Below are 24,298 nucleotides of genomic sequence, written 5' to 3'. Positions count from 1 at the left end.
AATGCAGGCCGGCTACCAATGCTGGGCAAAGTTGGGAAATGGCGAAGCCATGTGCTCGGCTTCCACGGGCGGCGCCATCCAGTCGCGCGGGTCGACCTTGTAGTATTGCAAAAATTGCGCATACAGCTCTGCATGGTGCTCGGCCATCTGGTAGGGCTTTTCAAAAAAGGTTTCCGTGGCCACGGCAAAGAATTCGGCGGGATTGGTGGCGCCGTAATGGTCCATCACGCTTTGCTGCTGAACCATGGCGTCGTGGCGCAGATTGTCGAAGTCGCGCGACAGCACCGTGGCCCAGCTGCGGTAGCTGGACACGCTGGGCAGGTAAGGCGCGCCATTCGCGGCGCCCGATTCACTGTCGAGCTGGTGGGCAAATTCATGCAGCACCACATTGTGGCCATCAGTCCAGTCGGCGGCCCCGCGCTGCACGTGGTCCCAGGCCAGCACCACGCGGCCATCGCCCCAGGATTCGCCCAGCAGGCCGTTGGCCGATGGCGTCACCACGCCGCCCGGCCCCACTTCATTGCGCGTGACAATGAATTCCGTGGGATACACAAGGATGGTATCGAGTTCAGGATACACCTGCGTCTGACGATTCAGCAGCAGCAGGCAGGCCTGGCCGGCGATGGTGTAGCGCATCTCATCGGTGATCTCCAGGCCGCCGCAGCCGACGAATTTCTTCTGGTACAGGAATTGCACGACGAGACGGCGCAATTGTTCCTGCAGCGGCGCCGGCATGTGCGCATACACGGGAATATTCTTTTCCAGCACGGCCAGGCCTTCGGGCGGCAAGGGCCTGGCCAGGGCACGCCTCAAACGCCAGCGGGGGAACCACAGCGAAAAGACGATGGCGGCCGTGACGAGGACGATCCATAGCAGCGGATTCATGGGACGGCCCGCTTCAGGACAAGGAGGGAAATGAGACCAAGGGAAACGGCGTAGGCAGACAAGGACAAGCTCCTTCGAATGAACCCGCATCGGGACGGGCGGGCAGTCCAGCCCACATGGGGTTGATTAACATCTTTTCAATCCGCCAAGATCAAAGGGCCTGGTCCAACGCCAAAAGCCGGGGCTTAACCCGGCTTTCAACATGCTTCCGATAATGCACACGACAAGCATCAGGCCCGCCAGCCGCCGCGCGGCCGGTCAGGCGCAATATTGTTTACCCTGCAGCCTTCTGCTGAGGCGCACCAAACAGGGCGGCAACCAATGGATCGCGCGTCACGGGACCGCGGTTGACGCGGATGGCGTAATGCGTGTCATCGGCCAGGATGTGGAAGTGGCGGCCGCTGCCAGCCATGCTTTGCTCGCGCAGGCCGGGACGATCCTTGCGCGGTGGCGCGCCTTCGCGTTTTGGCTGGACGATAGCGGCCAGGAAAGCACGCACGCGCTCTGGATCTGGCGTCAGCTGGTACACTGCCTTGCCCAGATAAGTGGCGGTGCCTTCGATGTAGCGGGCCAGTTCGATCACGCCCGCTTCGCGCAGGTCGCGGATGTATTTGCGGGCACCCGATGGCGAAAACTTGAGGAACCAGGCGATTTCATCGGCCAGCATCTCGTGCAGCGACAGTTCGCCGATCAGTTTTTGCATGTTTTCGATGCGGCGCAGGGTGGCCGACGTCGAACGCACGCGCTCTATCGGTGCCATGGAAATGGGATTCATGCGCTCCGGGGGGATGGGTGCTGCGCGTTCTACCATTTGCGAGCCTTTTTCGGGGCTACGAAGTTCCTGGTGCGCTGCCTTTAATTCGCTCTTCACGTGAGACTGAGTCATTGCATGCATTTGAATACTCCTTTTAAACGATTGCCGGTAGCCCGGATTGTTAAGTTCTTGGCAATTTTTATACCAGAACACCACGAATCCTGAGCGTCTGGGCACAGAATGCCACCCTGCTCTTCCTTGGTCTGTGCGTTAACGAACATTAGAAGCAAGAAAGTGAAAAATATTTCCCTACTGAATTATTTCCATACGGCATCTAAACACGGTGATATTTCTGCGTTCATGGTGAAGTAGCGAACAGATGCGTCGACAATCTTGCAATAAATTTAAGCTTCGCGCGGCGCCGCCGCCCGCATCGCGAACCTTCGACTCTTGCAAAGGAAACATCATGAAAATACCTGCCCTGTTGGCCGCCGCCTTGCTCGTCACCCTGTCCGCCTGTAAAAAACCGGCAGAAGCGCCGCTCCCCGAAACGGCGCCCAACCCCACGTCCGCCCCACAAGTGATGCCTGCTCCCGTGACCCCGGCCATGCCGGAGACGGGTCCAGGCCACGTGACACCGCCCGCGCCGCTGACCGATCCGGCCACCGCGCCAGCACTGCCGCCCGCCACCACGCCAAAATAAGTCAGACGAGGGCCGCCATACGGCGATCCCGCAGGCGCCCGCGCGGCGCCGCCCCTACTCCTCGGGGGAGTTACGCGTTGCCAGCCTGTTTGCAACGCGTTTTTTTACGTTTGGAGTCGGTCACGCCATGAAGGTTCCACGGCAGGCGCAGCACCGGCCAGCATGAAATCCACCCGCCAAGAATGCGGCATTCCGCACGAGCTTTACCCTCGCCGTGCGGAAAGACGGAATATCCATATTTCCCACTTTCAATAAAATCAAATTAAACCTTTATAAACAATCACTTGCAATAAACGCCAAAATGCGCTCCACTGGCACGGAAGATGCTTTTATATTTTCATAACCGCCACCAGAGCGGCAGCCTGACCCACTATATAAAAACCATCTACTTTTTGGAGACAACAGCATGGCAAGCACCTTCCGCATCTCGTCCTTACTGAACACCAAGGCACTGGCCGTGGCCGTCGCACTGGCCGCACAATTTCCGCTGGCCGTCCACGCGGCCGACCTGGTACGCCTGGGCAACCTGAAATTCGCCCATTACGGCGCCGTCGCCTACATGAAGGAAATCGCGCCCAAATACGACCTGAAGATCGAAGAACGCATCTTCGCCAAGGGCCTCGACATCGTGCCGGCCATGATCGCCGGCGAAATCGACGTGTCCGCCAGCGCGCTGGAAGCGGCCATCACGGGCCGCGCCACGGGCTTGCCCGTGTACCTGGTGGGCGGCTTCGCCAAGGGCGGCGTGCAAATCGTCGGGCGTCCCGACCTGAACATCAAGGGCATTGCCGATCTGAAAGGCAAGAAAGTCGGCGTCACGCGCGGCGGCCCACAGGAAATCCTGCTGTTTGCCGAACTCACCAAGGCCAAGCTGACCTGGTCCGACAAGCCGGGCAAGGACGTGCAAATCCTGTACATGGGCTACCCGGACCTGAACCAGGCGCTGCTGACCAAGGATATCGACGTCATGAGCCAGTCCGAGCCGTACTCGACCCAGGCAATCCACAAGAAATACGGTGCGGCCATCATCAAGCCGTATGACACGCCGCTGGGCGAGCCCGTGCGCGCCCTCGTGATGACGGAAAAGATGTACAAGGAAAAGCCGGCCGTGGCCCAGCGCTTCATGGATTGCTTCGTCGCCGCCACCCGCGCCTTCCTGGCCGACCCGAAACTGGCGGAAAAATACGTACGCGAATCGATGTTCAAGAACCAGATCACGTCCGAGGATTACCGCGATGCCATCGACAACGCCATCTTCACGGAAGACATCACGCAAAGCCACGTGCAGCTGACCACCGACTACATGGTGAAATTTGGCGTGGGCCGCATGGCCAAGGCGCCTGCCGCCCAAGATTGGGTCAAGCTGGACTTGCTGGAAAAAGCCAAGAAGTCCTACGTAGCACGCTAAACACGACCACGCTAATCTGAAAGTGTCACGATGAATATTCAAATGATGAAACGCTTCGCGCACGGTGCCATCGTGCCCGTGGTCGTGTTGCTGTTCTGGCAAGCACTGTCCACGTTTGGCTGGATCAATCCGCAAATCCTGCCCTCGCCCGTGGCCGTACTGGTGAAGTGGTATGAATACCTGATTCCCATGCAAGCGTACACGCCGGAAGCGGGCAACTACCTGGTGTGGATGTTCTCCGGCGAACTGCCGCACGACGCGTGGGCCAGCCTCTCGCGCGTGCTGGGCGGCTTCGCCATCGGCGCCGGCCTGGCCTTGCCGCTGGGCTTGCTGATGGGCACCAACAAGACCATCTATAAACTGTTCGACCCGCTGGTGCAGGTGCTGCGCCCGATTCCGCCCATCGCCTACATCCCGCTGGCGATTTTGTGGTTCGGCCTGGGCAATCCGCCCGCCTTCTTCCTGATCAGCATCGGTTCCTTCTTCCCCGTGCTGATGAATACCATCGCCGGCGTGCGCCAGGTCGACGGCATCTATATCCGCGCCGCACGCAACCTGGGCGCCAGCCAGATGACGATGTTCCGCCGCGTCATCCTGCCAGCGGCCACGCCGTATATTTTGGCCGGCGCGCGTATCGGCATGGGCACGGCCTTTATCGTCGTGATCGTGGCGGAAATGATCGCCGTCAACAGCGGCCTGGGCTTCCGCATCCTGGAAGCGCGCGAGTATTTCTGGTCTGACAAAATTATCGCCGGCATGTTTACCATCGGCCTGTTCGGCCTGGCCATCGATATGGCCATGAATGCCCTGAATAATCATTTGCTGCAGTGGCACCGCGGCCTGGAACACTGAGAGGAACGGCCATGACCACGATCAATATCAATGCAGTCAATAAAATCTTCACCACGGGCGGCGCCGACGTCATCGCCCTCAAGGATATCAACCTGGAAATTGCCAGCGGCGAGTTCATCTGCCTGCTGGGGCCATCCGGCTGCGGCAAGTCGACCCTGCTCAATGCCATCGCCGGCTTCTCGCAGCCGACTTCCGGCCAGATCCTGGCCGGCGGCAAGCTGATCACCGAGCCCGGTCCTGACCGCGGCATGGTGTTCCAGGAATACGCGCTATTCCCATGGATGACCATCGAGAGCAATATCGCCTTCGGCCTGGAAATCGCCGGCAAGACGCCGGCCGAAATCCGCGAACGGGTCGACATGCTGCTGAGCATGCTGGGCTTGACGGAATTCCGTGCCCGCTACCCGAAAGACTTGTCCGGCGGCATGCGCCAGCGCGTGGCCATTGCCCGCGTGCTGGCCCTCGATTCGCCCATCATGCTGATGGATGAACCGTTTGGCGCACTGGACGCCTTGACGCGGCGCAACCTGCAAGATGAATTGCTGAAAATCTGGAAAGTCTTCGGCACCACTATCGTCTTCGTCACGCACTCGATCGAGGAATCGATCTACCTGGCCGACCGCACCATCGTCATGACCTACCGTCCCGGCACCATCAAGCGCGACGTGGCCATCGACCTGCCTCGCCCACGCGACCCGAGCGACCCGGAGTTCAACCGCCTCAAGCGCATGCTGGGCGAGATGGTGATGGAAGAGCAGCAAAGGCACCATAATGCAGAAACGATGGCCAGCACCGCTGATTAGTGGTGTCTGACCAAACCTACTGCGCGTCGGTATAGGCGGCCTGCGATGCTCACCGTACTAGCGTACGGTTCCGCTTCTCGGCCACCTCTTCCTTCCGCTCGCTACGGTTTTGTCAGACACTGCAAATTTGCATGTCAGTCGTAAACCAGGATTCACCCATTCGGGTGAATCCCGCCGTACACTACCATTCCTACTTTGCGGCGCACGCAAGATCAACCCGACACACGGAGCACCATGGCATTCGGCAAATGGCCCCTGAGACCCGCGCTCGCCCCCCTGCTGGCCGTGGGTTCACTGGTCATGCTGACATGGGCGTCGTATGCCTGGGTCAAGCAGCGCCAGCTCGATGAATTGCACCGTACGCTCGACTCGCGCGCTGAACTGTATGCCGCGTCCATCGGCGGCGCCCTCAACAAATACGAATTTCTGCCCCTGGCCGTAGCCCAGAGCGATGCCGTGGCGCAGCTGCTGGAGCAGCCCAGCGCCGACAAAGTCACGCAGATCAACGCCTACCTGGTCGACATGAACCGCCGCGCGGGCGCCTTTGCCGTCTACGTGCTCGACGACAAGGGCACGACCCTGGCGTCAAGCAACTGGCAAGACCGCAGTTCCTACGTGGGCGTCAACTACGGCTTCCGTCCCTATTTCAAGAACGCCATTGCGGGCGGCATCGGCCGCTTCTACGGCATCGGCTTCTCCACCTTCGAGGCTGGCTATTTCATTTCCCAGCCCGTGTTGCGCGACGGGCGCATCATCGGCATCGTCGCCGCCAAGGTCAACCTGGACTGGATAGAGCAATCGTGGCGCACGCCCGGCGCGGGCGAACAGATCTGGGTCAAGGATGCGAATGGCGTGATCATCCTGGCCACCACGCAAGCCTTCAAGTTCAAGACCCTGGCGCCCCTGTCGCCGGCCGCCAAGAACGATATCAGCGAACAACGCCAGTTCCTGCAGGAAAACTTGCCCATTTTGCCGCACAAGGTGCTGCGCCAGTTCGCCGACGGCGCCAGCGTCATGACGCTGGAGCGCCAGCAGTCGGGCGACACGCCGGCCCTGTCCGGCAGCGCCGACTACCTGGCCGTGAACCGCTCGCTGGGTCCGCTGCAGTGGCAAATCACCGTGCTGGCCGAACTCGACCAGGTCAACGAGGCGGCGCGCAACGCGGCCATGGCCGCCGCGCTGGGCTGGGCCTTGCTGCTGCTGGCCCTGATGTATGCGCGCCAGCGCCGGCGCCGCATCGCCGACAAGCTCAATGCGCAACAAACCCTGGCGCGCGCCTATGAACAGCTGGAAATCAAGGTCGAACAGCGCACGGCCGACCTGGTGCACGCGAATGGCCGCCTGCAGGCGGAAGTGGCCGAACGCGAGCGGGCTGAACAGACCCTGCGCTATGCCCAGGCGGAACTGGTGCAAAGCGGCAAGCTGGCTGCCATCGGGCAGATGGCGGCCGGCGTCACGCACGAACTGAACCAGCCGCTGGCCGCCCTGCAAACCTTTTCCGACAATGCCAAAGTCTTTTTGGCACGCGGTCGCATCGACGATGCGCTGGACAATCTGTCCACCATTTCCGACCTCGTCAAGCGCCTCGGCTATGTCACCTCGCAACTGAAGGGCTTTGCGCGGCGCAGCGACGATGCGCGCAAACCCGTCAGCGTGCGCCAGGCGTTTGCGCAAACCATGCTGCAAATCCGCACGCGCAAGCATTCGCAACGCCTGACCCTGCATGAAAGCTGGCTTGAGGACGACATCATCGTGCTGTGCAACGCCATCGGGCTGGAGCAGGTGTTTACCAACCTGATCACCAACGCCATGGATGCCGTGCCGGAAAGCGAGCCCGTGCATATATGGTTCCAGGTGCGCCGCGAAGGCGACCTCGCCGTGCTGCATATCACCGATAATGGCCCCGGCATCCCACTTGCCTCGCTCGACAAGATCTTCGACCCTTTTTATACCACCAAGGAACACGGGCTGGGCTTGGGATTGTCGATCAGTGCAGGCATACTGCGCGCGGCCGGCAGCGCACTGGCCGTGCGCAACCGCAGCGCGCAGGAAGGGGGCGGCGCACAATTTACCATCACCCTGAGCTGCGACCCGGGGGAGAGAGACGAAGGACACATCTGATGCACGAGAATAATTTTGAAGGCATGCAAGTGCTGCTGGTGGAAGACGATGCCGTCGTGCGCAAGGGCGCCCGGCAATCGCTGGAACTGGCAGGGCTGCAAGTGACGGCCGTCGCCACGGCCGAAGAAGCGCTGCCTTACCTGGTGCCCGAATTTGCGGGCATTTTATTGAGCGATATCAAACTGCCCGGCATGGATGGTTTGAAACTGCTCGACATCGCCGTGGCGCAGGATGCCAGCCTGCCCGTCATCCTCGTCACCGGTCATGGCGACGTGTCGATGGCCGTGGGCGCCATGCGCCGTGGCGCCTACGATTTCATCGAAAAGCCGTTTTCCGCCGACTTGCTGGTGGAAGTGTGCCGGCGCGCGCTCGATAAACGCCATCTGGTGCTGGAAAACATGAACTTGCGCCGCCAGCTCGAGCAGCGGGTGGGCATCGAGGCGCGCATCGTGGGGCGCAGCGCGGCCATGGCCAAGGTGCGCCAGCTGGTGCTGAACCTGGCGCCGAAGTCGGCCGACATCATCATCCTGGGCGAAACGGGCACCGGCAAGGAACTGATTGCCCGCTGCCTGCACGACTTCAGCGAGCGGCGCGACCACCCTTTCGTGGCGATCAACTGCGGCGCGCTGCCCGAATCGATTTTTGAATCGGAACTGTTCGGCCACGAGGAAGGTGCATTTACGGGCGCGCAACGCCAGCGCATCGGCAAGATCGAGTACGCCAACGGCGGCACCTTGTTCCTGGACGAAATCGAAAGCATGCCGCTGGCCCTGCAAGTGAAACTGCTGCGCGTGCTGCAGGAACGGCAAGTCGAACGCCTGGGTTCCAACAAGCTCATTTCCGTCAATTTCCGCGTGATTGCGGCCGCCAAGGAAGACTTGAGTGTGCTGGCGGAACAGGGCAAGTTCCGCCCCGACCTGTATTACCGCCTGAACGTGGCCAGCCTGACCCTGCCGGCGCTGCGCAACCGGCGCGAGGATATCCCCCTGCTGTTCGAGTTTTTCGTGCTGCAGGCGGCGCTGCGCTATGGCCAGCCGGCCGCCCTCGTCAGCGGCGAACTGATCGCGTCCCTGATGGCGCAGCGCTGGGCCGGCAACGTGCGCGAGCTGCACAATGTGGCCGACCGCTTCGTGCTGGGCTTGCTCGACGACACCCTGAGCCCGGCCGGCTGCCGCGAAGCGTCGCTGGCCGAGCAGGTCGACACCTTCGAGATTTCCATCATCGAGGAAGCCTTGCGCCGCCACAATGGCAACGTCATCGAGGCGGCGGCCGCACTGAATATCCCAAAGAAAACCCTGTACGACAAGCTCAAGCGCTTTGATATCTCGACGGAGCAATTCCGATAATCATTGGCAACTAACCGACACAAGCATGAGGCGCCGTCCTACCCGTGCAGGCGGACTCCTGTGTGACAATGCCAGCTCGAATCAACACTTGCACAGGACACTGCCATGAAAACCGCCGCTCTCTTGCTGGCTGCCACCCTGATGACCGTCGGCGGCGCCTGGGTACAAGCCCAGTCGACGACAAATGTCAACCAGACGGGCAACCACACCAACAATCCGAATGATCCGGGACAGAAATCGGATCAGTCCGACAAACTGGACAACAAAGGCAAGCTGGTGCACGACGGCAAGCCCCGCAAAACGCGCACGGACAAGCGCAGCCGCCGCGGCAAGCCCGTCGCCACGCCGGACACCCCGGCAGCCAGCGCAGCGGCCACATCGCCACCAGCGACGACGCGCTGAACTACAGCACATGACGGTCGAACAGCCAGGTGCCATAGCGTTCGACAAAGACATAGGTGTTGAAATAGTGGGGCTGAGTATTACTGAGTCCCACGAACTCGACCGTCAAGCTGATGGTCTGTGCGTCATGCACGGTCCAGTTCCACAAGCGGCGCGCAAGAAGATAATTATAGTCATCGATACGCGGAGGCTTGAGCAAGGCCAGTTCGCCGTTGCGGGTCGTCACCATCCGTATCGCATGCGCAGGCTGGCGTACCGCCCCTGTTACCTGGAAAAAAACCACGACAGGATTGATGGCCGCCTTGACGACCGCCAGGTCGTCGGCACGGGTGATGGCGGACAAGTCCACGCGCCGCTTGAATTTCCGGTTGGGTGCCTCATTCATGAAGCCCAGATCCAGCACGCCTTGCACAGGCGCCGAAGCGGCGCGCATGGCATAGGGTGCATCTTCCGCCTGCGCGACTGGCAGCGCGAGCGCGCCGTACAGCAGGGACAGCAATATCGATAATCGTAATGTCATGGGTTAACTCCTGCAACGATCCATGCCGCGAAACGCGCGGCCTGCTGATGCCAGTCGCAAGTGGCCCTGATGCCGCCCGCAGCTCGAGCATAAGGCAATCGTGCACGCATGAACAGTAGCCACACGCTATCATCACATCCTTAAAAAATAACAAGGATGGCAATGAAAGCAGCATGGAAAACGATGATTGCGGCAGGCGTGCTGGCCGCCGCAGGTGCACAGGCCGCGCCCACGGTGGGCGAGTGCATGGAGCTGACCACGGGCATCAAGTTCAGCAAGAACAATGGCGACGCCCAAGTCAACGTCGAGGAACTGTTCGAGGGCAAGAAACTCAAGGGCACGCAGCTGATCCTCGACGGCGGCGTGCTGCTGGCCACGTCTTACCAGGACATCCGCGACGGCCAGGTATTCCTGACGGGCACGGTCCATTACAATGAAGACGGCAGCGTGCGCAGCAAGAACGTTTACGCGCCGCAGTCGGCCATCCCCGCCAATATGCGCCCCGGCCAGGAAGTGCGCGTACAGTTCACGGACACGCAAACAAGCACCCACTACCCGCTGGCGGGCCTGTCCGACAAAATCACCACCTCCACGCGCACGGATAAACGCGATTTCTCCATCACCTTCCTGGGCTGGGAACGCCTGGAGCTTGGGGGGCGCCGCTTCCCCGATGCCTGCAAGTTCGAACTGCGTGACGTCGGTGGCAAAAGCAAAGGCAAAAGCGGCGAATACGTGTGGTACGCGCAAGGCTACGGCGTGATCATGACGGACAAGCTGGACCAGGATGGCGATGTGCAGCCGGCTTACCGTATCGCATTGACGAAAATCATCAGTGCGCCGTAATTATTTTTGACAGCATAGAGATCGAATCGGTGACACACTGCTTATTAGAAAATCATGTTGCCGATCGAACGCAAGTGCGCACTTATACGGCTTGCGCATGTCAACGGCGTCACTTGCCGCTTGCCACTGTCCGCCAGCATGCAGGTATCGCGTACCGCGTTCCATCCATGGAGACAATTTCCTCAGGTGCTGCGCTCCCAGCAACTCTCGTAAATACTGTCAAAATTGCCATGTCTTTACTGGCAGATAAATACCCGGCCATTTATAGAGCATCAATACGAATGTAGTGTCCTTCCGGGCAAACATCAGGATCGATAAGAACAACTTAGCCTAACAATATTCCGGTTGAATTTTCTCAGTTTGCTGATGCCCCCTCCGTAGCGCCTATCACTCGCCTGCCTGCTTACCTGACACATTTAGGCTGCCCGCCCCTAGCCCATCCCTTCACAGTAATTTCGTTCTCCGTCAAATCAGCGCTGTTGTATGCGCCAGAAAATCCCGGCCCCCGCATCAATCGCCTCCGTGCATGTCAGTGGCAGAACAGCAAGTTTGCATGATCAAAAGTATGAATCGCGACATTCCACAAGTACGTCAACTTGATCCAACGAACGAATTTATGCAAACTTTTCCCAATTCGCAGCAAATATCTGCCAAATATTCCGGAAACATGAGCTGATTTTGCAATATCAAGTAATAAATATGAATTATTGCAAAATAAAATTCAAAAAAACATAAATTAAGACTGTTTTTTTATAAAGATAATCTATTTTTATTTTTTGCAAATACAATTAAATAACACTATAATCGCAAATTAATTAAAATGACGTAGCTCGCAGTTGTGCTCTTGCGATCAATTACTTTAAAATCCCTGAATCCACAAATCCATCATCGGATGTCGAAACCGATATCCGATAATCATCAATATAAAAAGATATTTAAAAATGAAAAAATATATAACGATCATACTCTGGTTGACACTTCTTTTTTGTGAAAAGTCATCAGGCGAAATTGTCACGATATCTTCCGGCACAGTTGCAAAAGAGGAGATTGTTTCTTACAAAACAACCTGCACAGATTCGATATATAAATTGGAAATAGACAAAAAAAATGGGGCCGTAAAATATTCAACTACCAGCATCAAGCAAGGCATTCATCTTGAAATTGATATATCGAAGTCTGAAATGGCAAAATTCTTTCTGGACAGATCGTATTTTGGCAATTTTGCAACATCCTGTGGTAATGGGTTGCACATTGATTACCGAGGATTCCAAGTTAACAAGAAAGTGCCATCATCTGGATTTAACTACAGAGCGACTATTTCTAATGATGGAAAAATTGCAAGAGATAAAAAATTCAATGACTTGCCAAGTGACGAGACACCTTGATGCATATGGGAAATAGTTACTTGCAAGGTTCAAGAGAAAATTTCTATTAATCCTCTTAAAAGTTCTTTCCCACCATCTAAAACTTTCCAGCAATTGATAGTTTCTCATTTAACCATGAATATACTAGTGATTTCTAATACGCAAAGGTAATTATTGTGCGTCAAACAGAACTATCCGAGTGCGGGCTTGCCTTCTTGGCAATTACCTCCAAAGCAATGGTAGCCGATATTGACATTTCGCTTCTGAGATGAAAATATCAAATTTCCTCCAGATGTATGACCTTGAAGTAAGTGAGAGATATAGGTGCAGCCCTAGGCATGGTGGGCAGAACCATTTCCTGCGAAGTCAATGAACTGCGGGATTTAATATGCCCATCGATTCTGCATTGGGGATTTCAACATTTTGTTGTACTTGAGCGAGTGAAACGGGACTGGACAGATAATGGGGTGATTGCTTTTGATAATATCAAGAAGAAGAAAAATGCATTCCCTGAAGTGCTAGTCAGGGAGATATCTTTACCCATCGTCAAGTGACGGGAAATATTCAATTGCCCCCCTCGTTGCTTACAGCAACTGCCTCAGCGCATTCCCCCGCACCTGGAACGCCACCCGCGCCACCGTCTTGCCGGCATCATCGACGAGGGCCAGTGCGTGCTTGCCCGGCACGGGGCGCCAGCTGATGCTATCAAGAGCGGCGCCCATATCCTTGCCGTCGAGCACCCAGCGCAAGGCATGGCTGCCCTGCGCCTGGAAGAAGACGCGCTGCAGGGCGGGCGGGATGTCGGGGTCGATGGCAAGGATGCTGTCCTCGGCCGGATACACGATGGCGGCTGGCTTCACTGTGCCGCCCAGCACGGCGATGACGGGGCTTTCCGTACCAGCGATGAACCATTCGCGGCGCGGCGCTTCCAACGCGGGCTGGTACGCCACCATCTGCTGCAGCACGCCGGGCGGCGCTTTTGGCGCATGGCTGGGGACGTTCTTGTGCAGGTAGTCCATGACGTCGCGCCACACGGGCGCGGCGCCCGTCACGCCCGAGACGTCCCACATGGGCTTGCCGTCGAAGTTGCCCACCCACACGCCCACCGTGTAGCGTTCCGAGTAGCCCATGCACCAGTTGTCGCGCATGTCCTTGCTGGTGCCCGTCTTGACGGCGCTCCAGAAATTCGTCCCCAGCTCGTTGCGCAAGCCAAAGGTCATGCTGCGCGCGGCGCGGTCTGCCAGGATATCGCCGACGATGAAGGCGGCGCCCGGCTCCATCACGCGGCGCCTATCCTTGCCCGCCTGCCCCGGCTGCAGGCTGGCAGTGCTGTACCGCCCGCCATTCGCCAGCGCGCGGTAGGCATTGGCCAGTTCCAGCAGGGTCACTTCCGACGAGCCCAGCGCCAGCGAAGGGCCGTAATATTCGGCCGGTTCCGTCAGGCTGGACAGGCCCACTTCCTTGAGGCGATTGTAGAAGCCGTCCTGCCCCGTCAGCAGCACCGTGCGCACGGCGGGAATGTTGAGCGAACTGGCCAGGCTGGTGCGGGCGCTGACGTAACCCTTGAAGTTGCGGTCGTAGTTTTGCGGTGCATACATGCCGGACGCCGTGGCGACGTCCAGCGGCGAATCGTCCATGACGGAGGCGGCCGTCATCAGCCGGCGCTCGATGGCCAGTTCATACAGGAATGGTTTCAAAGTGGAACCGGCCTGGCGCAGAGCCGTCACGCCATCGACATGGCTGCCGCCCGCATTGCCCACATACGCAAGGACTTCTCCGCTGCGGTTGTCGAGCACGATGATGGCGCCATCGTTGACATTGCGCTCGCGCAAGGACGCCAGCTGCTGGCGCAGATTTTCCTGCGCAAAGCGCTGCAAGGGGCCATCGAGGGTGCTACGCACGGAGGCGCCCGATTGCTTGAGCAGCTGCTGCGCCACCTGCGGCGCCGGTGCGAGGTCGGCGTACAGGGCCGTGCGCTGCAAGGCCGTCTGCACGCGCTGGCCGATCAGCTGGCAGCTGCTGTCCATGCGCCATTCCTTCGCCAGCGCGCAGGCACGGCGCGTGACAGTGGCCGGCGGCGCATTCGGCGCCCGCACCAGGCTGGCCAGAATGATGCCATCCGTCTGGTTCAGGCCTGATGGCGCCTTGCCGAACAGGCTGTACGAGGCGGACGCGATGCCTTGCAGCTCGCCGCGGAACGAGACGAGATTCAGGTAAGCCTCGAAAATCTGCGCCTTGCTCCAGCTGTCTTCGATGGCTTGCGCCGCGCGCATCTGGTCCCATTTCTGGCGCAGGCTGCGCCCGCCCGCTTGAGCCTGCAAGTCCGCGTCGAGCTGGCCCGCCAGCTGCATGGTGATGGTCGAGGCGCCCCGGGGCTTTTTTGAAAACAGATTGTCCCAGGCGGCCGTGGCCAGCGCGGACACATCCACGCCGCCATGGCGCATGAAGCGCTGGTCTTCCGCCAGCAGCACGGCCTGCTGCACGGCGGGGGAGATTTCAGCCAGCGGCACCCACGGCAAACGCCGCACCTTCATGTCAACGCGCAAGGATTGCAGCGGGGCGCCACTGCGGTCCAGCAGCTGCGCTTCCGAACTGCGGTAGGCGGCCTGCACCTGGGCCGGCGTCAGCACCGCTTGCGCGAATACCGGGCCGGCCAGCACGCAACCCATGACAAAAATCAACCGCTTCACAGTCTTACCTCTCACTGCCCGACCTTCACATTCGCGTTCGGCGACTCGCCAAACATCTCGGGCGAATACATGGCTTCGATGCGCGTGGCAGGCAGGCTGAAGTCGCCCGCATTGTTCAGGCGCACCGTGTATTCCACGCTCCAGTTACCCTTCGGCACGAAGGCGTAATAGGCGCGGAAGGCGTCGAAGGCCCGTTCCTCGAACGTAGGCCAGACCCAGCCCGCGGATTTTTCGCCGGCCGTCATCAGCTGCGAATCGCGCCCCAGGCCATTGCCCAGCACTGTGGCGCTGGCGGGAATCGGGTCGTCGACCACCACCCAGCTCATGTCCGCCTGCGCCGACAAGTCCAGGCGCACGCGGTACACATCGCCGCGCGACCATACGCCAGAGGTTTTCTGTTCCACGGGCGTAATGGTCTTCTTGATCGTGTAACCGCTCGACACGGGCGCCTTGAGCGGGATGGCCGCCAGGCTTTGCACGGTGGTCCAAGGCTTGCCCGTGCCGCTGTGGGCCAGGCCCAGGGTATCCAAGCCCTTCGGCCACGCTTGCAGCACGGGGCCGACTTTCGCCGCGCCGTTCCACACGAGCGCTTGCGTATCGCTGCCCAGCTTCACGGCGCTGGCGCCCGTCACGGGCGTGGACTCGAACTTGGCCGAGAATTTGGCAATCGCCAGAGTACCCCAGGCGTTGGCCACCGTGGTATCCCAACGGCCCTTTTTCTGGCGGCCCATGCTGCCGCGCACGAGGCGGCCGATGTCATCCTTCCACGCCGGGTCGTCCATCACGGCCAGCAGCAGTCGGTTGGCGTTGACGTCGCCGGAGACCATCAGCCACCACCAGTTATCCTTGCGCTCGGTGGAAAAGCCCATGGTCGTGCCCTGGAAATTCAGGCGCGAACGCAAAATCTGCTGCGCCTCGGCCAGCAGCGCATCGCGGCGCGCCAGGCTCGGCGTGCGTTGCAGCAACAAGCTCCAGTCGATGACAGCGGAAGTGGGCCACAGGTTCGGACTGATGCTGATGCTCTCCAAGGCATCGGGTGGCACTTTGTTGGAACGCGACAGTGCTTCCAGCGCGGCCAGCTTGCGCACGGCCAGGTCGGTCGTGGTCAGCGCGGAACGGCGCACGATGCGGCCCTGCACGAATGCGGTCAAGGCTTCTTCCATGCGGTTCTTCGTCTGCTCGGGAATTGCATAGCCCGCTTCCCTGCTTGCCGACAGCACATATGCCGTCAGGCTGTCACTGCCCTGCTCCATGATGGGGAAATATTTCAGCATGCCATCGCTGTCCAGGTAGGCGGGCAAGCTGGCGGCCAGCTTGTTCCACGCGTCCTGGTCTTGCAGGGCGATGGCTTTCGAGGTGTTCTGCTCGAAGCAGGTGTAGGGGTAGGCGGCCATGTACTCGCGCACTCCGGGCAGCTCGCCGCCCAGCTTGGCGACAAAGCTGGTCTGGATACCGCCCCGGCCAGGCAAGGCACCGGCCGGCATCTGCACCGACATATTCACCGGCTTCTCTAACTGCAGCAAGGTGGCCTGGTAGGTGCGCACGGGCGTGGCCTGGCCTACCTTTTGCGTGATTTTCAGTTTATCGGTATGGCTGCCCGCTTTCGCGCTAATCTCCCACACGACAGTTTGCGCGCCCAGCGGCACCTGGTAATCCCAGCCCACTTCGCGCGCTTCGCCCGCCGCCAAGGTCAAGTTCTGGCGCGGCTGCGCCTTGCCGGCCGCCGTTGCATTGAGTTCCACGCTCAAGGATGCGGCCGAGGTGTTGCGCACGGTGAATCCTGCGCGCAACTGGTCGCCTTCGCGCACGAGGGTCGGCAAGCCCGACATCAGGATCAGGTCTTGCGAACTGCGGATATCCGTGCTGCCCGTGCCAAACAATTCCTTGCCCGCGCTGGCGATGGCGACGATGCGAAACGCCGTCAGCGAGTCGTTCAGCGGCACTTGCACCGTGGCTTCGCCCTTGGCGTCGAGCTTGACGGTACCTTTCCAGAACAGCAGGGTGTCGAACAGTTCGCGGCTGGCGCCCTTGCCGCCGCCACCGCCGGCCGGGAAGGCCTTGCGGCCGAAGTGACGCTTGCCGATCACCTGCATCTGCGCCGTCGCCGTTTCCACCTGCAGGCTACGCTGCGCCATCATGGTGTCGAGCAATTTCCAGCTATCGTTGGGCATCAGTTCCAGCAAGCCCGTATCGACGGCTGCCAGCGCCACTTCCGCGCCTGCTGGCAAGGCTTTGCCATCGGCGCGACGCACGCGCACGGACACCTCTGCCTTGTCGCGCGTTTTGTACACTTCCCTGTCGGACACCACCATGACGTTCAGCTCATGCGCCTGCCACCCCACGTTCAGGGGCGCGATGCCCATCTTGTAGGCTGGCTTGCCCAGGTCGACCAGGGCCGTCGGCTGCACGCCATCCACCCTGCCCCGCACGACAAACACGGAGACATACACATTTGGCGCGTAGTTCGGTTTGACCGGGATATTCACCACCGGTTCCCGGCCATTGAGCTGGCGCACATAGGTGTCGAGGATGCCTTCGCGCTCGACCGTGATCAGCGCCGTGCCCGAGCGGAACGGCATGCGCACTTGCAAGCTCGCTTCCTGGCCCGGTTCATAGCGTTTCTTTTCAGGCAAAACGTCGATGCGGTCATTGTCGCTGGCGTTGAACCACCAGTCGCCGCTGCCGGCCACCCAGGTTTCGCGATTGGCGACTGCCGCGTTGCCGGACGCATCCTGCGTGCGGGCGCGCAGAATCAAATTGCCGCTGGCCGGTGCCTTCACGTCGCAGACCAGTAAGCCCTTGTTGTCCGTCTTGCCAGTGCAGGCGGAACCCAGCTTGACGATTTCGCTGCTGTTTTCATACGCATAGAAACCACCGATCAGGCGGCGGCGGTGCGAATAGCTGTTGCGCTGAAAGAAGTCGACGGCCACGGCCGCGTTTGCCACGGGCTTGCCATTGGTGCCCAGCACGGCCACTGTGAACTTGAAGGCATCCTTGCTCAAGGCCCAGGCGTCTGGCTTGATGCCGATCACATAGTTCGATGGCCACAGCGGCACGCGCGTGGCGACGGACGCCGTCTCGCCATTCGCATCCTGGAAAGCCATTTCCGCCACCAGGTCACGCGGCGCGGACAGCTGCGGCAGCTGGTCGATGACGATGCGCGCGCCGCCCGCCTTGTCCAGGGTCAAGCTTTGCGTGCGCGCGGCCGTGGCGCCGGGGCCCGCTGGCCCGCCATTGCCTTCGTCCTGCCATTCGCCCTCGTCGTCGTCATAGCCCGTGCCCTGTTTCACCAGGCCTTCTTTCACATCGCCATTGCTGAAGCTGACATCGGGATAATCGGGAAAAGTCACGCTCTTGTCCTGCAGCACCGTGCGCAGCTTGACGGGCGCGTTGGTGGCGGCGCCGCCGGCCAGATACGTGATTTGCGCATCCAGGGCCAGCTGTTTCACCTGTACGGCGGGCGCTTTCGGGCCCTGCAGCACGGCTTTCATGGTGGGCACGCGGAACGCTTCCACACGGAAACTGCCGGACGGGCGGCCCGCCATGGTCACGCTGTATTCGCCCTGCTTGGCGTCGGCGGGAATGAGCCAGTCGCTTTCCGCCGTGCCGCTGGCCGACCAGCGCAGGGGCAGCTGGTAATTCTGGTCGCTGCCCTGGTGCGTGATGACGACGGAAGTGGCGCTGCCGGGGCCGTTCTTCCTGTCGACCAGGCTCATGCCCTCGGCCGTGTGCTTGCGGATGAAATGCTTCATGTGCACGGTTTCGCCGGCGCGCAGCAAGGTGCGGTCAAATACCGTGGCAAGCAAAGTGTTGTCGGCGCGCGTGTCGTCCGTGGGCAAATTGAAGCGCCAGGCTTCGATGCCGCCCACCCAGTCCGACAGGGTGAACGTCATGTCGCCGCCGCTGCGCGCACTGATAAAGTAGCGGCCATTGTTCTTGCAGCTGGAATTGGCCAGCTCGCCGGGGATGTGCGCCACGCCGTCCGCGCCCGTGGCGCCTTGCCACAGCAGCTTGCCGGCGCAGTCGCGCACGGCCACTTGTGCTTTCGCAACAGGCGCGCCCTTGTCCAGCGACGTTACCCACACGAGTGACGATTGCGCACCGTGCTTGAAGTGGGCCGCCAGGTTGGTCACCAGCGCGGCAGTACGGATGTAGGCCGTGGTCGGTTTACCCAGCAGCACCTTGCCCAGGATGGGGCTGGCCAGCTCGACCACGTAAAAGCCTGGTTTCTGCAGCGGAATGCCGATCACTTCAAAGGTTTTCTTGCCATCGGGGCGCGGCAGGCTGATGGGGCGCGTGCCGGCGGCACCGGCCAGCACGGATTTGCTCATGTTGCCAGCATACTGGGCATACGGTTGCCAGTATTCTCCCCCGTCGCCATTGCCGGCCAGGCGCTGCATCCACTCGATGATGAATTTGTCGTCATTGTCGGGCACGCGCAAGGTGGCGCCCGTGGCGGCCGATGCCGGTGCCGATTCCCTGGCGATTTCCTTGCCCGACAGCACGGGCTCGATATTGCGCACCGTGACGGGCAGCAAGCCGTCGCCCTTGGCTTCGATGATACCGAACGGGGCCGGGAACTTCAGCAGCGGCGGCTGTTCGCCCGTGCGCACCGTCATGGGGAAGCGCGCACGGTTGAGCAAGGCACGGCCCGCGTCATCCGTGAGTTTCGGCGGCAGGTTCAGGACAAAACTGGCTTGCACGGGAAATGGCCCGTTGAACGTCACGTCTTGTACGAATTCCGCTTTTTCCTCTTCCTTCGAGATCGTTGGCGCATACGTCTTGCCGCCCCCTGTCAGGGTCATGGCGCGCACCAGCGACGCTTTCACGGGCGCGGAAAACTGCAAGCGCATGGGCAGGAAGGGGATGCACTGCTCCTTCGGGTTGCTGCGTTCGCAACTGAACTTGGCCGTAAAATCGGGACGCGTCTTGAACTGCAGGGTTTGCGCCTTCTCCGTGGCGATGCCGCTGGCGCTGGCGATGCCCTCGCCCCACACCAGGGAGACCTTGGCGTTGGCGGGGAAGCTGCGCTTGCATTGCAGCACGGTGACGGGCAACGGCGGCGCACCCTTGCTGGCGACGGGCATACCCACTTTCCACAGCGTGCCCCGCTTCTTGAAGTACACGGTCAAGTAGCGGTCGAGAAAGCTCTTGCGCAGGGTCAGTACCTGCTCCAGCTCCTTGCCCACAAGCCGCCGCACAGGGATCTTTTCATTGATGCCATCGGCGCGGCAATATGCATTCGCGGCCACGCTGGCCTCGTTTGGCACGGCGTCCAGGCCCAGCACGAAGATCTGGTTTTCATCGATATACGGCTGGCCGTCATAGGGTACGGCCTCGACGATGGCCGGGCCTCCCGTGGAAAAGCGGTAGGACGTCGTCCCTTGCAAGGGCTTGCCCGCCAGGTCCTTCAGCCCCGCTTTCAAGGTAAAGCTGCACGCTACGCCGGCCGGCAAGTCGCGCTCGAAATCATAGTTCCAGTTGCGCTCGTCGGCCCAGCGCCCCGCACCCGCCACGACGGCAGGCTCGGCCTTGCCGCAATCGATGGCGAACGGCGCGGGCAAACCCATATCGCCGAACGGCACCATCGGCGTGGCGAACTGGGCCCGCACCTGGCGCACGGCCTTGACCGTGCCACTGGGCGAAAACAGGGACACGCCGCTATCGGCCCAGGCCGGCGTAGCCATGCCCGGTGACAGCAGCAGGCACAGCAGACCCAGCGGGCCCACTTTGCCAGCAAGCGGGGAAGAAAAGATACGGGACAGGTCAGGCACGGGTGACTCCTTGATGAAAAGTGGCGGAGCTGGCTGCGGCGCGCAAAAGTTGCCCGGAGGAAGCCCGGCAAGGCAACAGAACGCGGCAAGAATACAACATCAATGTAATATTAGTTATCAAGCTCATCATTGTTGCTAATATACAGTGGCACGCGGGTAACAAGTCGTACGATTGCCGCTGGTCGCGCCCCCGGGAAGTGCCTGTGATTGCAAAAGTTTCCCGAGGCAAATTAGTTTTTTTCAACACTGAAGTCTTTGTCGTGAATCTGCAACATCATTGATATACCACAATGCTTTGTGCGCTAACGCACGGAACTTGCGAACCTGCCATCGTATTCTCTAGTCCAACAGCAGTGCATTTATCGCAAGAAAGCGCACCTGGAATTGTTGTCTATCTCTAGCAATAGCATGTCTGGCAGTAGTCGCATTGATGCAATAGAGAAAATCTCTTATCAACGTTGGGAGTTACTTGTGAATAAACTAAAAAAAATCGCCGTTGCCGCCGCAGTTCTGTGCTCCGCCCTCGGCGCACAGGCCCAGGAAATCAATCCTTCCTGGTACATTCAACCTAGCCTCAACGCACTCAAGCCAGATTCCGACTTCGCCACGGATAAAACCGGCTATGGCGCAGGCTTGCGTTTCGGTAAACCCGTTTCCCAGGACTGGGATATCCAATTGGGCACCACGTATGCCCGCTCCAAGGATGGCGGTCAGCGCTACCAGCAAAATACGCTGGGCGTAGACGGTCTGTACATGTTCTCTCGCAAAGCCTTCCGCCCCTTCCTGCTGGTCGGTGCCGGCATGCAGCGCGACAAGGACACCAGCTTCGCTTTCGGTGAACGCAGCAAGAGCTCGCCATACGCGAGCGTGGGCCTGGGCTTCCAGTCCACCATCACCGATCAACTGTCGTTCCAGGCCGACGTGCGCAATGTGCACGGTTTCCTGCGCGGCAATACCTTCGATCCGAGCAGCAAGTCCAACAACTACTACGTCACCTTGGGCCTGAACTTCGCGTTCGACAAACCACCTGCACCGCCACCACCACCGCCACCGCCGCCAGTACGCGAGGAAGTCGTCGTGGTCGTGCCACCGCCACCGCCACCACCGCCACCGCGCTTTGAAAAAGTGACGATGGCAGCAACGGAACTGTTCGCGTTCGACAGCGCCAAGCTGGGTCCGACACAGACCAAGCTCGACGAAATCGCCCGCGTGCTGAACGCAGCGCCGGACGTCAACAACGTCGTCATCAGTGGTTATGCCGACCGCATCGGTTCGCCCAAGTACAATCTGAAACTGTCGCAGCAGCGCGCTGATGCAGTCAAGGAATACCTGGTCGCTAACGGTGTCGCCGCCAACCGCCTGACGGCCGAAGGCAAGGGTTCCACCAATCCTGTCGTCACCTGCAATAACAAGAAGCGTGCCGACCTGATCAAGTGCCTGGAACCAAACCGCCGCGTTGAAGTGGAACAAATCACTATCGAACGCCGCGTGCAGTAAGCTGAACAGTGGTACGCCACTTATGAATAAAAAAGGGGCTCGCGCCCCTTTTTTGCATTGAAAGCCATCATGAATTTTTCTACCCGCTATCCCAGACTGGCCGGCCTGGCACCGTTCAGCAAACAGATGCGCAGTGTCCTCGTCTGTTCCGTCACCGAATGGCTGGAACACCGCGCTTCAAGCAAGGGCGCGGCCCTCGCCTACTACACCCTGTTTTCCATCGCCCCCATCCTCGTGCTGGTAATTGCCATCGCCGGCTTTTTCTATGGACCGGCCGCCGCGCGCGGCGAGCTGATGGGGCAACTGCAAGGTTTGCTGGGCACGCAGGGCGCCGAAGCCATCCAGTTGGTGCTGGCCGGCGCAAAGAACCATGAACAGGGGCGTATCGCCACCCTGATCGCCAGCGCCCTGCTGCTGTTTGGCGCCACCAGCGTGTTTGCCGAACTGAAAGCCAGTCTCGATGAAATCTGGCAAGTGCCGCCGCTGAAGGAAGCGGGCGCCTGGGACATGCTGCGCACGCGTTTGCTGTCCTTCGGCCTGGTGCTGGTGCTGGCCTTCCTGCTAATGGTGTCGCTGGTGGTCAACGCCGCCATGGCCATCCTCGCCAACTTCTGGGAAGGCGTGTGGAAAGACACAGCCGTGCTGTTTACCATATTGTCGAACCTGATCGGCTTTGCCGTCATCGCCAGCCTGTTCGCCGTCATCTATAAAATGCTGCCGCGCGTGCGCCTGTCCTGGCGCGACGTGCTGATCGGAGCCGTGGGCACGGCTTTCATGTTTTCCTTGGGCAAATATGCCATAGGCGTGTATATCGGCAATAGCGGCGTGGCCAGCAGCTATGGCGCGGCCGGTTCGCTGGTAGCCCTGCTGCTGTGGGTGTATTACTCGGCGCAAATCTTCTTCCTGGGCGCCGAATTCACGCGCCAGTTCGCCCTCCAGCTGGGCAGCATGAAGGATATGCCGAAGACGAACGACGGCGATGTGCAAGTCAAGATACTGAAACGCCACCAGTCGTAAATCAGCATTCCAGATGCAACAACGGCGCCCGCGGGCGCCGTTGGCTTTGGCGCTGAGGCAAGCTATTCGCCCAGCAGTTCCGCCACCACTTCCATGCCCTGCACGCGCTCGGCCACCACCTTCACGATGACGATGATGGGCACGCCCAGCAGCAAGCCCCAGACGCCCCACAGCCAGCCCCAGAACAGCAGGCTGATGAAGACGGCAGTGGGATTCATGCGGGCAATACGCCCCGTCATCCAGGTGGTAACAAAGGTGCCGACCAGGGTGGCGATGGCCATCGAAGTACCCGTCACCAGCAAGACCATTTGCAGCGATTCGAACTGCAAAAAAGCCACCAGCCCCGTGGCGATGGTGATAAGCAAGGGGCCGAAATACGGCATGATGTGCAGCAAGCCGGCCACGATGGCCCAGGCGCCCGCATTTTCCAGGCCGATCACGCGCAAGGCGATCCACATCAGAACGGCCAGCAAGCCATTCGTGACGAGCAGCATGAACATATAGTTCTGAATCGAGCTGTTGATGTCTTCCAGGATGTGCACAGTGACCTTCTTGCGGCTCAGTGACGGTCCCGTCAGCTTGACGAGCTTGCGCTTGAAGGTATCGCCCGACAGCAGCAGGAAAAACACGAGAAAGATGACCATGGTCGCCTGGCTGAGGAAGCCCACCAGGCCCAGCGAACCGGCCCAGACCCAGTCCATGATCTTGAAATTGGGTGCCTCGGCAGCGGCGGCGCGGCGGTTGTTGCGGCGCGCTTCGGCGCCGGCGGCCACTTGCTCGATTTCATTGGCGACGGCCTGCATCTTCTGGAAGGTGCTGTTCTTGCCGCCCGTACTGGCGGCAATCAGGCGCGACAGCTTGTGCGTGGCGGCTGGCAACTCTTCAACGATGGATTCAAATTCGCCCTGCACGCGCTCGACCACGACGATGGAGCCGAACAGTATCAGGGCCGTGACGGCCGTGGCGCCGATGGCGCGCGGCAGGCGCAGCTTTTCCAGCCAGGCGACGACGGGATTGAGGGTGTAGGCAATAAAAATGCCGAAGATGACGGGAATAAGGAATTTCTGCGCCCACTGCAGCGCATAGATGAAGCTGACAGTAGCGATGATGCCCAGGGCCAGGCCTCGCGCATTGACATGCAGAGGCAGGCGCAAGGATGGGTCCAGGTGCTCCGTGGGCGTACCTGAGGGTGGCCCGGCAGGCTCGGTGGAGGCAGCCACCACCGGCTCGGGCGGGGTATCTGAAGGCTGGATATGCATGCGATTCCCGCGACGGTCGGTGGAGGGCCGCAGTGCCAGCCGTGGAGCCGGGCACTGCGG

General features: G+C 60.2%; 18 protein-coding genes. 12 read left to right on the top strand and 6 right to left on the bottom strand.

Features of this window, described 5'->3' with window-relative positions; genetic code table 11:
• Positions 1-12: 12 nt before the first annotated feature.
• On the bottom strand, positions 13-885 hold the full coding sequence (locus CLU92_RS01155; RefSeq protein WP_101480376.1) for a zinc-dependent peptidase: 873 nt from the start codon (positions 883-885) through the stop codon (positions 13-15).
• A gap of 274 nt (positions 886-1,159) precedes the next feature.
• Entirely contained in the window at positions 1,160-1,660 is a 501-nt protein-coding gene (locus tag CLU92_RS01150; RefSeq protein WP_257560787.1) for a winged helix-turn-helix domain-containing protein, read from the bottom strand.
• 445 nt (positions 1,661-2,105) lie between these two features.
• On the opposite strand from CLU92_RS01150, the gene CLU92_RS01145 reads away from it, so the two are divergent.
• From CLU92_RS01145 to CLU92_RS01115, 7 genes are all read left to right on the top strand, one after another.
• Positions 2,106-2,342 (top strand): hypothetical protein, encoded by a 237-nt coding sequence (locus tag CLU92_RS01145; RefSeq protein WP_101480374.1) that lies wholly within the window; start codon positions 2,106-2,108, stop codon positions 2,340-2,342.
• A 406-nt stretch (positions 2,343-2,748) separates the two neighbouring features.
• Positions 2,749-3,750 (top strand): ABC transporter substrate-binding protein, encoded by a 1,002-nt coding sequence (locus CLU92_RS01140; RefSeq protein WP_101480373.1) that lies wholly within the window; start codon positions 2,749-2,751, stop codon positions 3,748-3,750.
• Positions 3,751-3,792: 42 nt separating this feature from the next.
• Positions 3,793-4,602 (top strand): ABC transporter permease, encoded by an 810-nt coding sequence (locus tag CLU92_RS01135; protein WP_373917182.1) that lies wholly within the window; start codon positions 3,793-3,795, stop codon positions 4,600-4,602.
• 11 nt (positions 4,603-4,613) lie between these two features.
• Complete coding sequence (locus tag CLU92_RS01130) at positions 4,614-5,405, top strand: ABC transporter ATP-binding protein (protein ID WP_100876234.1); 792 nt, start codon at positions 4,614-4,616, stop codon at positions 5,403-5,405.
• A gap of 234 nt (positions 5,406-5,639) precedes the next feature.
• Positions 5,640-7,526, top strand: coding sequence for an ATP-binding protein (locus CLU92_RS01125; protein ID WP_101480371.1), 1,887 nt, complete (start codon positions 5,640-5,642; stop codon positions 7,524-7,526).
• Entirely contained in the window at positions 7,526-8,872 is a 1,347-nt protein-coding gene (locus tag CLU92_RS01120; RefSeq protein ID WP_101480370.1) for a sigma-54 dependent transcriptional regulator, read from the top strand. The genes CLU92_RS01125 and CLU92_RS01120 overlap by 1 nt, the downstream gene beginning before the upstream one ends.
• A gap of 105 nt (positions 8,873-8,977) precedes the next feature.
• On the top strand, positions 8,978-9,274 hold the full coding sequence (locus tag CLU92_RS01115; protein ID WP_101480369.1) for a hypothetical protein: 297 nt from the start codon (positions 8,978-8,980) through the stop codon (positions 9,272-9,274).
• A 1-nt stretch (position 9,275) separates the two neighbouring features.
• On the opposite strand, the gene CLU92_RS01110 is transcribed toward CLU92_RS01115, so the two are convergent.
• Positions 9,276-9,794 carry a hypothetical protein gene (locus CLU92_RS01110; protein ID WP_143452510.1) on the bottom strand — a complete coding sequence of 173 codons (519 nt, stop codon included), beginning with the start codon at positions 9,792-9,794 and terminating at the stop codon, positions 9,276-9,278.
• Between the two features lie 162 nt (positions 9,795-9,956).
• Between CLU92_RS01110 and CLU92_RS01105 the strand changes: the two genes are divergently transcribed.
• The 3 genes from CLU92_RS01105 to CLU92_RS01100 all read left to right on the top strand — a co-directional run bounded on the left by CLU92_RS01105 (position 9,957) and on the right by CLU92_RS01100 (position 12,555).
• Positions 9,957-10,637 (top strand): hypothetical protein, encoded by a 681-nt coding sequence (locus CLU92_RS01105; protein ID WP_143452509.1) that lies wholly within the window; start codon positions 9,957-9,959, stop codon positions 10,635-10,637.
• A gap of 941 nt (positions 10,638-11,578) precedes the next feature.
• On the top strand, positions 11,579-12,022 hold the full coding sequence (locus CLU92_RS27310) for a hypothetical protein (protein WP_143452508.1): 444 nt from the start codon (positions 11,579-11,581) through the stop codon (positions 12,020-12,022).
• A gap of 317 nt (positions 12,023-12,339) precedes the next feature.
• The gene (locus CLU92_RS01100) at positions 12,340-12,555 is read left to right on the top strand and encodes a cysteine peptidase family C39 domain-containing protein (RefSeq protein ID WP_101480366.1); all 216 of its coding nucleotides are present in this window, start codon (positions 12,340-12,342) and stop codon (positions 12,553-12,555) included.
• A gap of 30 nt (positions 12,556-12,585) precedes the next feature.
• On the opposite strand, the gene pbpC is transcribed toward CLU92_RS01100, so the two are convergent.
• Together pbpC and CLU92_RS01090 are read right to left on the bottom strand one after the other, a co-directional pair.
• Complete coding sequence (gene pbpC / locus CLU92_RS01095; RefSeq protein ID WP_101480365.1) at positions 12,586-14,670, bottom strand: penicillin-binding protein 1C; 2,085 nt, start codon at positions 14,668-14,670, stop codon at positions 12,586-12,588.
• A gap of 32 nt (positions 14,671-14,702) precedes the next feature.
• Complete coding sequence (locus CLU92_RS01090) at positions 14,703-20,465, bottom strand: alpha-2-macroglobulin (protein WP_257560781.1); 5,763 nt, start codon at positions 20,463-20,465, stop codon at positions 14,703-14,705.
• 471 nt (positions 20,466-20,936) lie between these two features.
• Between CLU92_RS01090 and CLU92_RS01085 the strand changes: the two genes are divergently transcribed.
• On the top strand, positions 20,937-21,962 hold the full coding sequence (locus CLU92_RS01085; protein WP_101480364.1) for an OmpA family protein: 1,026 nt from the start codon (positions 20,937-20,939) through the stop codon (positions 21,960-21,962).
• Positions 21,963-22,031: 69 nt separating this feature from the next.
• A complete protein-coding gene (locus CLU92_RS01080; RefSeq protein ID WP_101484434.1) occupies positions 22,032-22,979 on the top strand; it encodes a YihY/virulence factor BrkB family protein in 948 nt (315 codons plus the stop codon).
• 62 nt (positions 22,980-23,041) lie between these two features.
• On the opposite strand, the gene CLU92_RS01075 is transcribed toward CLU92_RS01080, so the two are convergent.
• A complete protein-coding gene (locus CLU92_RS01075) occupies positions 23,042-24,238 on the bottom strand; it encodes an AI-2E family transporter (RefSeq protein WP_373917177.1) in 1,197 nt (398 codons plus the stop codon).
• Between the last annotated feature and the right edge of the window lie 60 nt (positions 24,239-24,298).

This window comes from Janthinobacterium sp. 61 (assembly GCF_002846335.1).
GTDB lineage: Bacteria > Pseudomonadota > Gammaproteobacteria > Burkholderiales > Burkholderiaceae_D > Janthinobacterium.
This window is presented reverse-complemented; position numbering and strand designations above follow the sequence as displayed.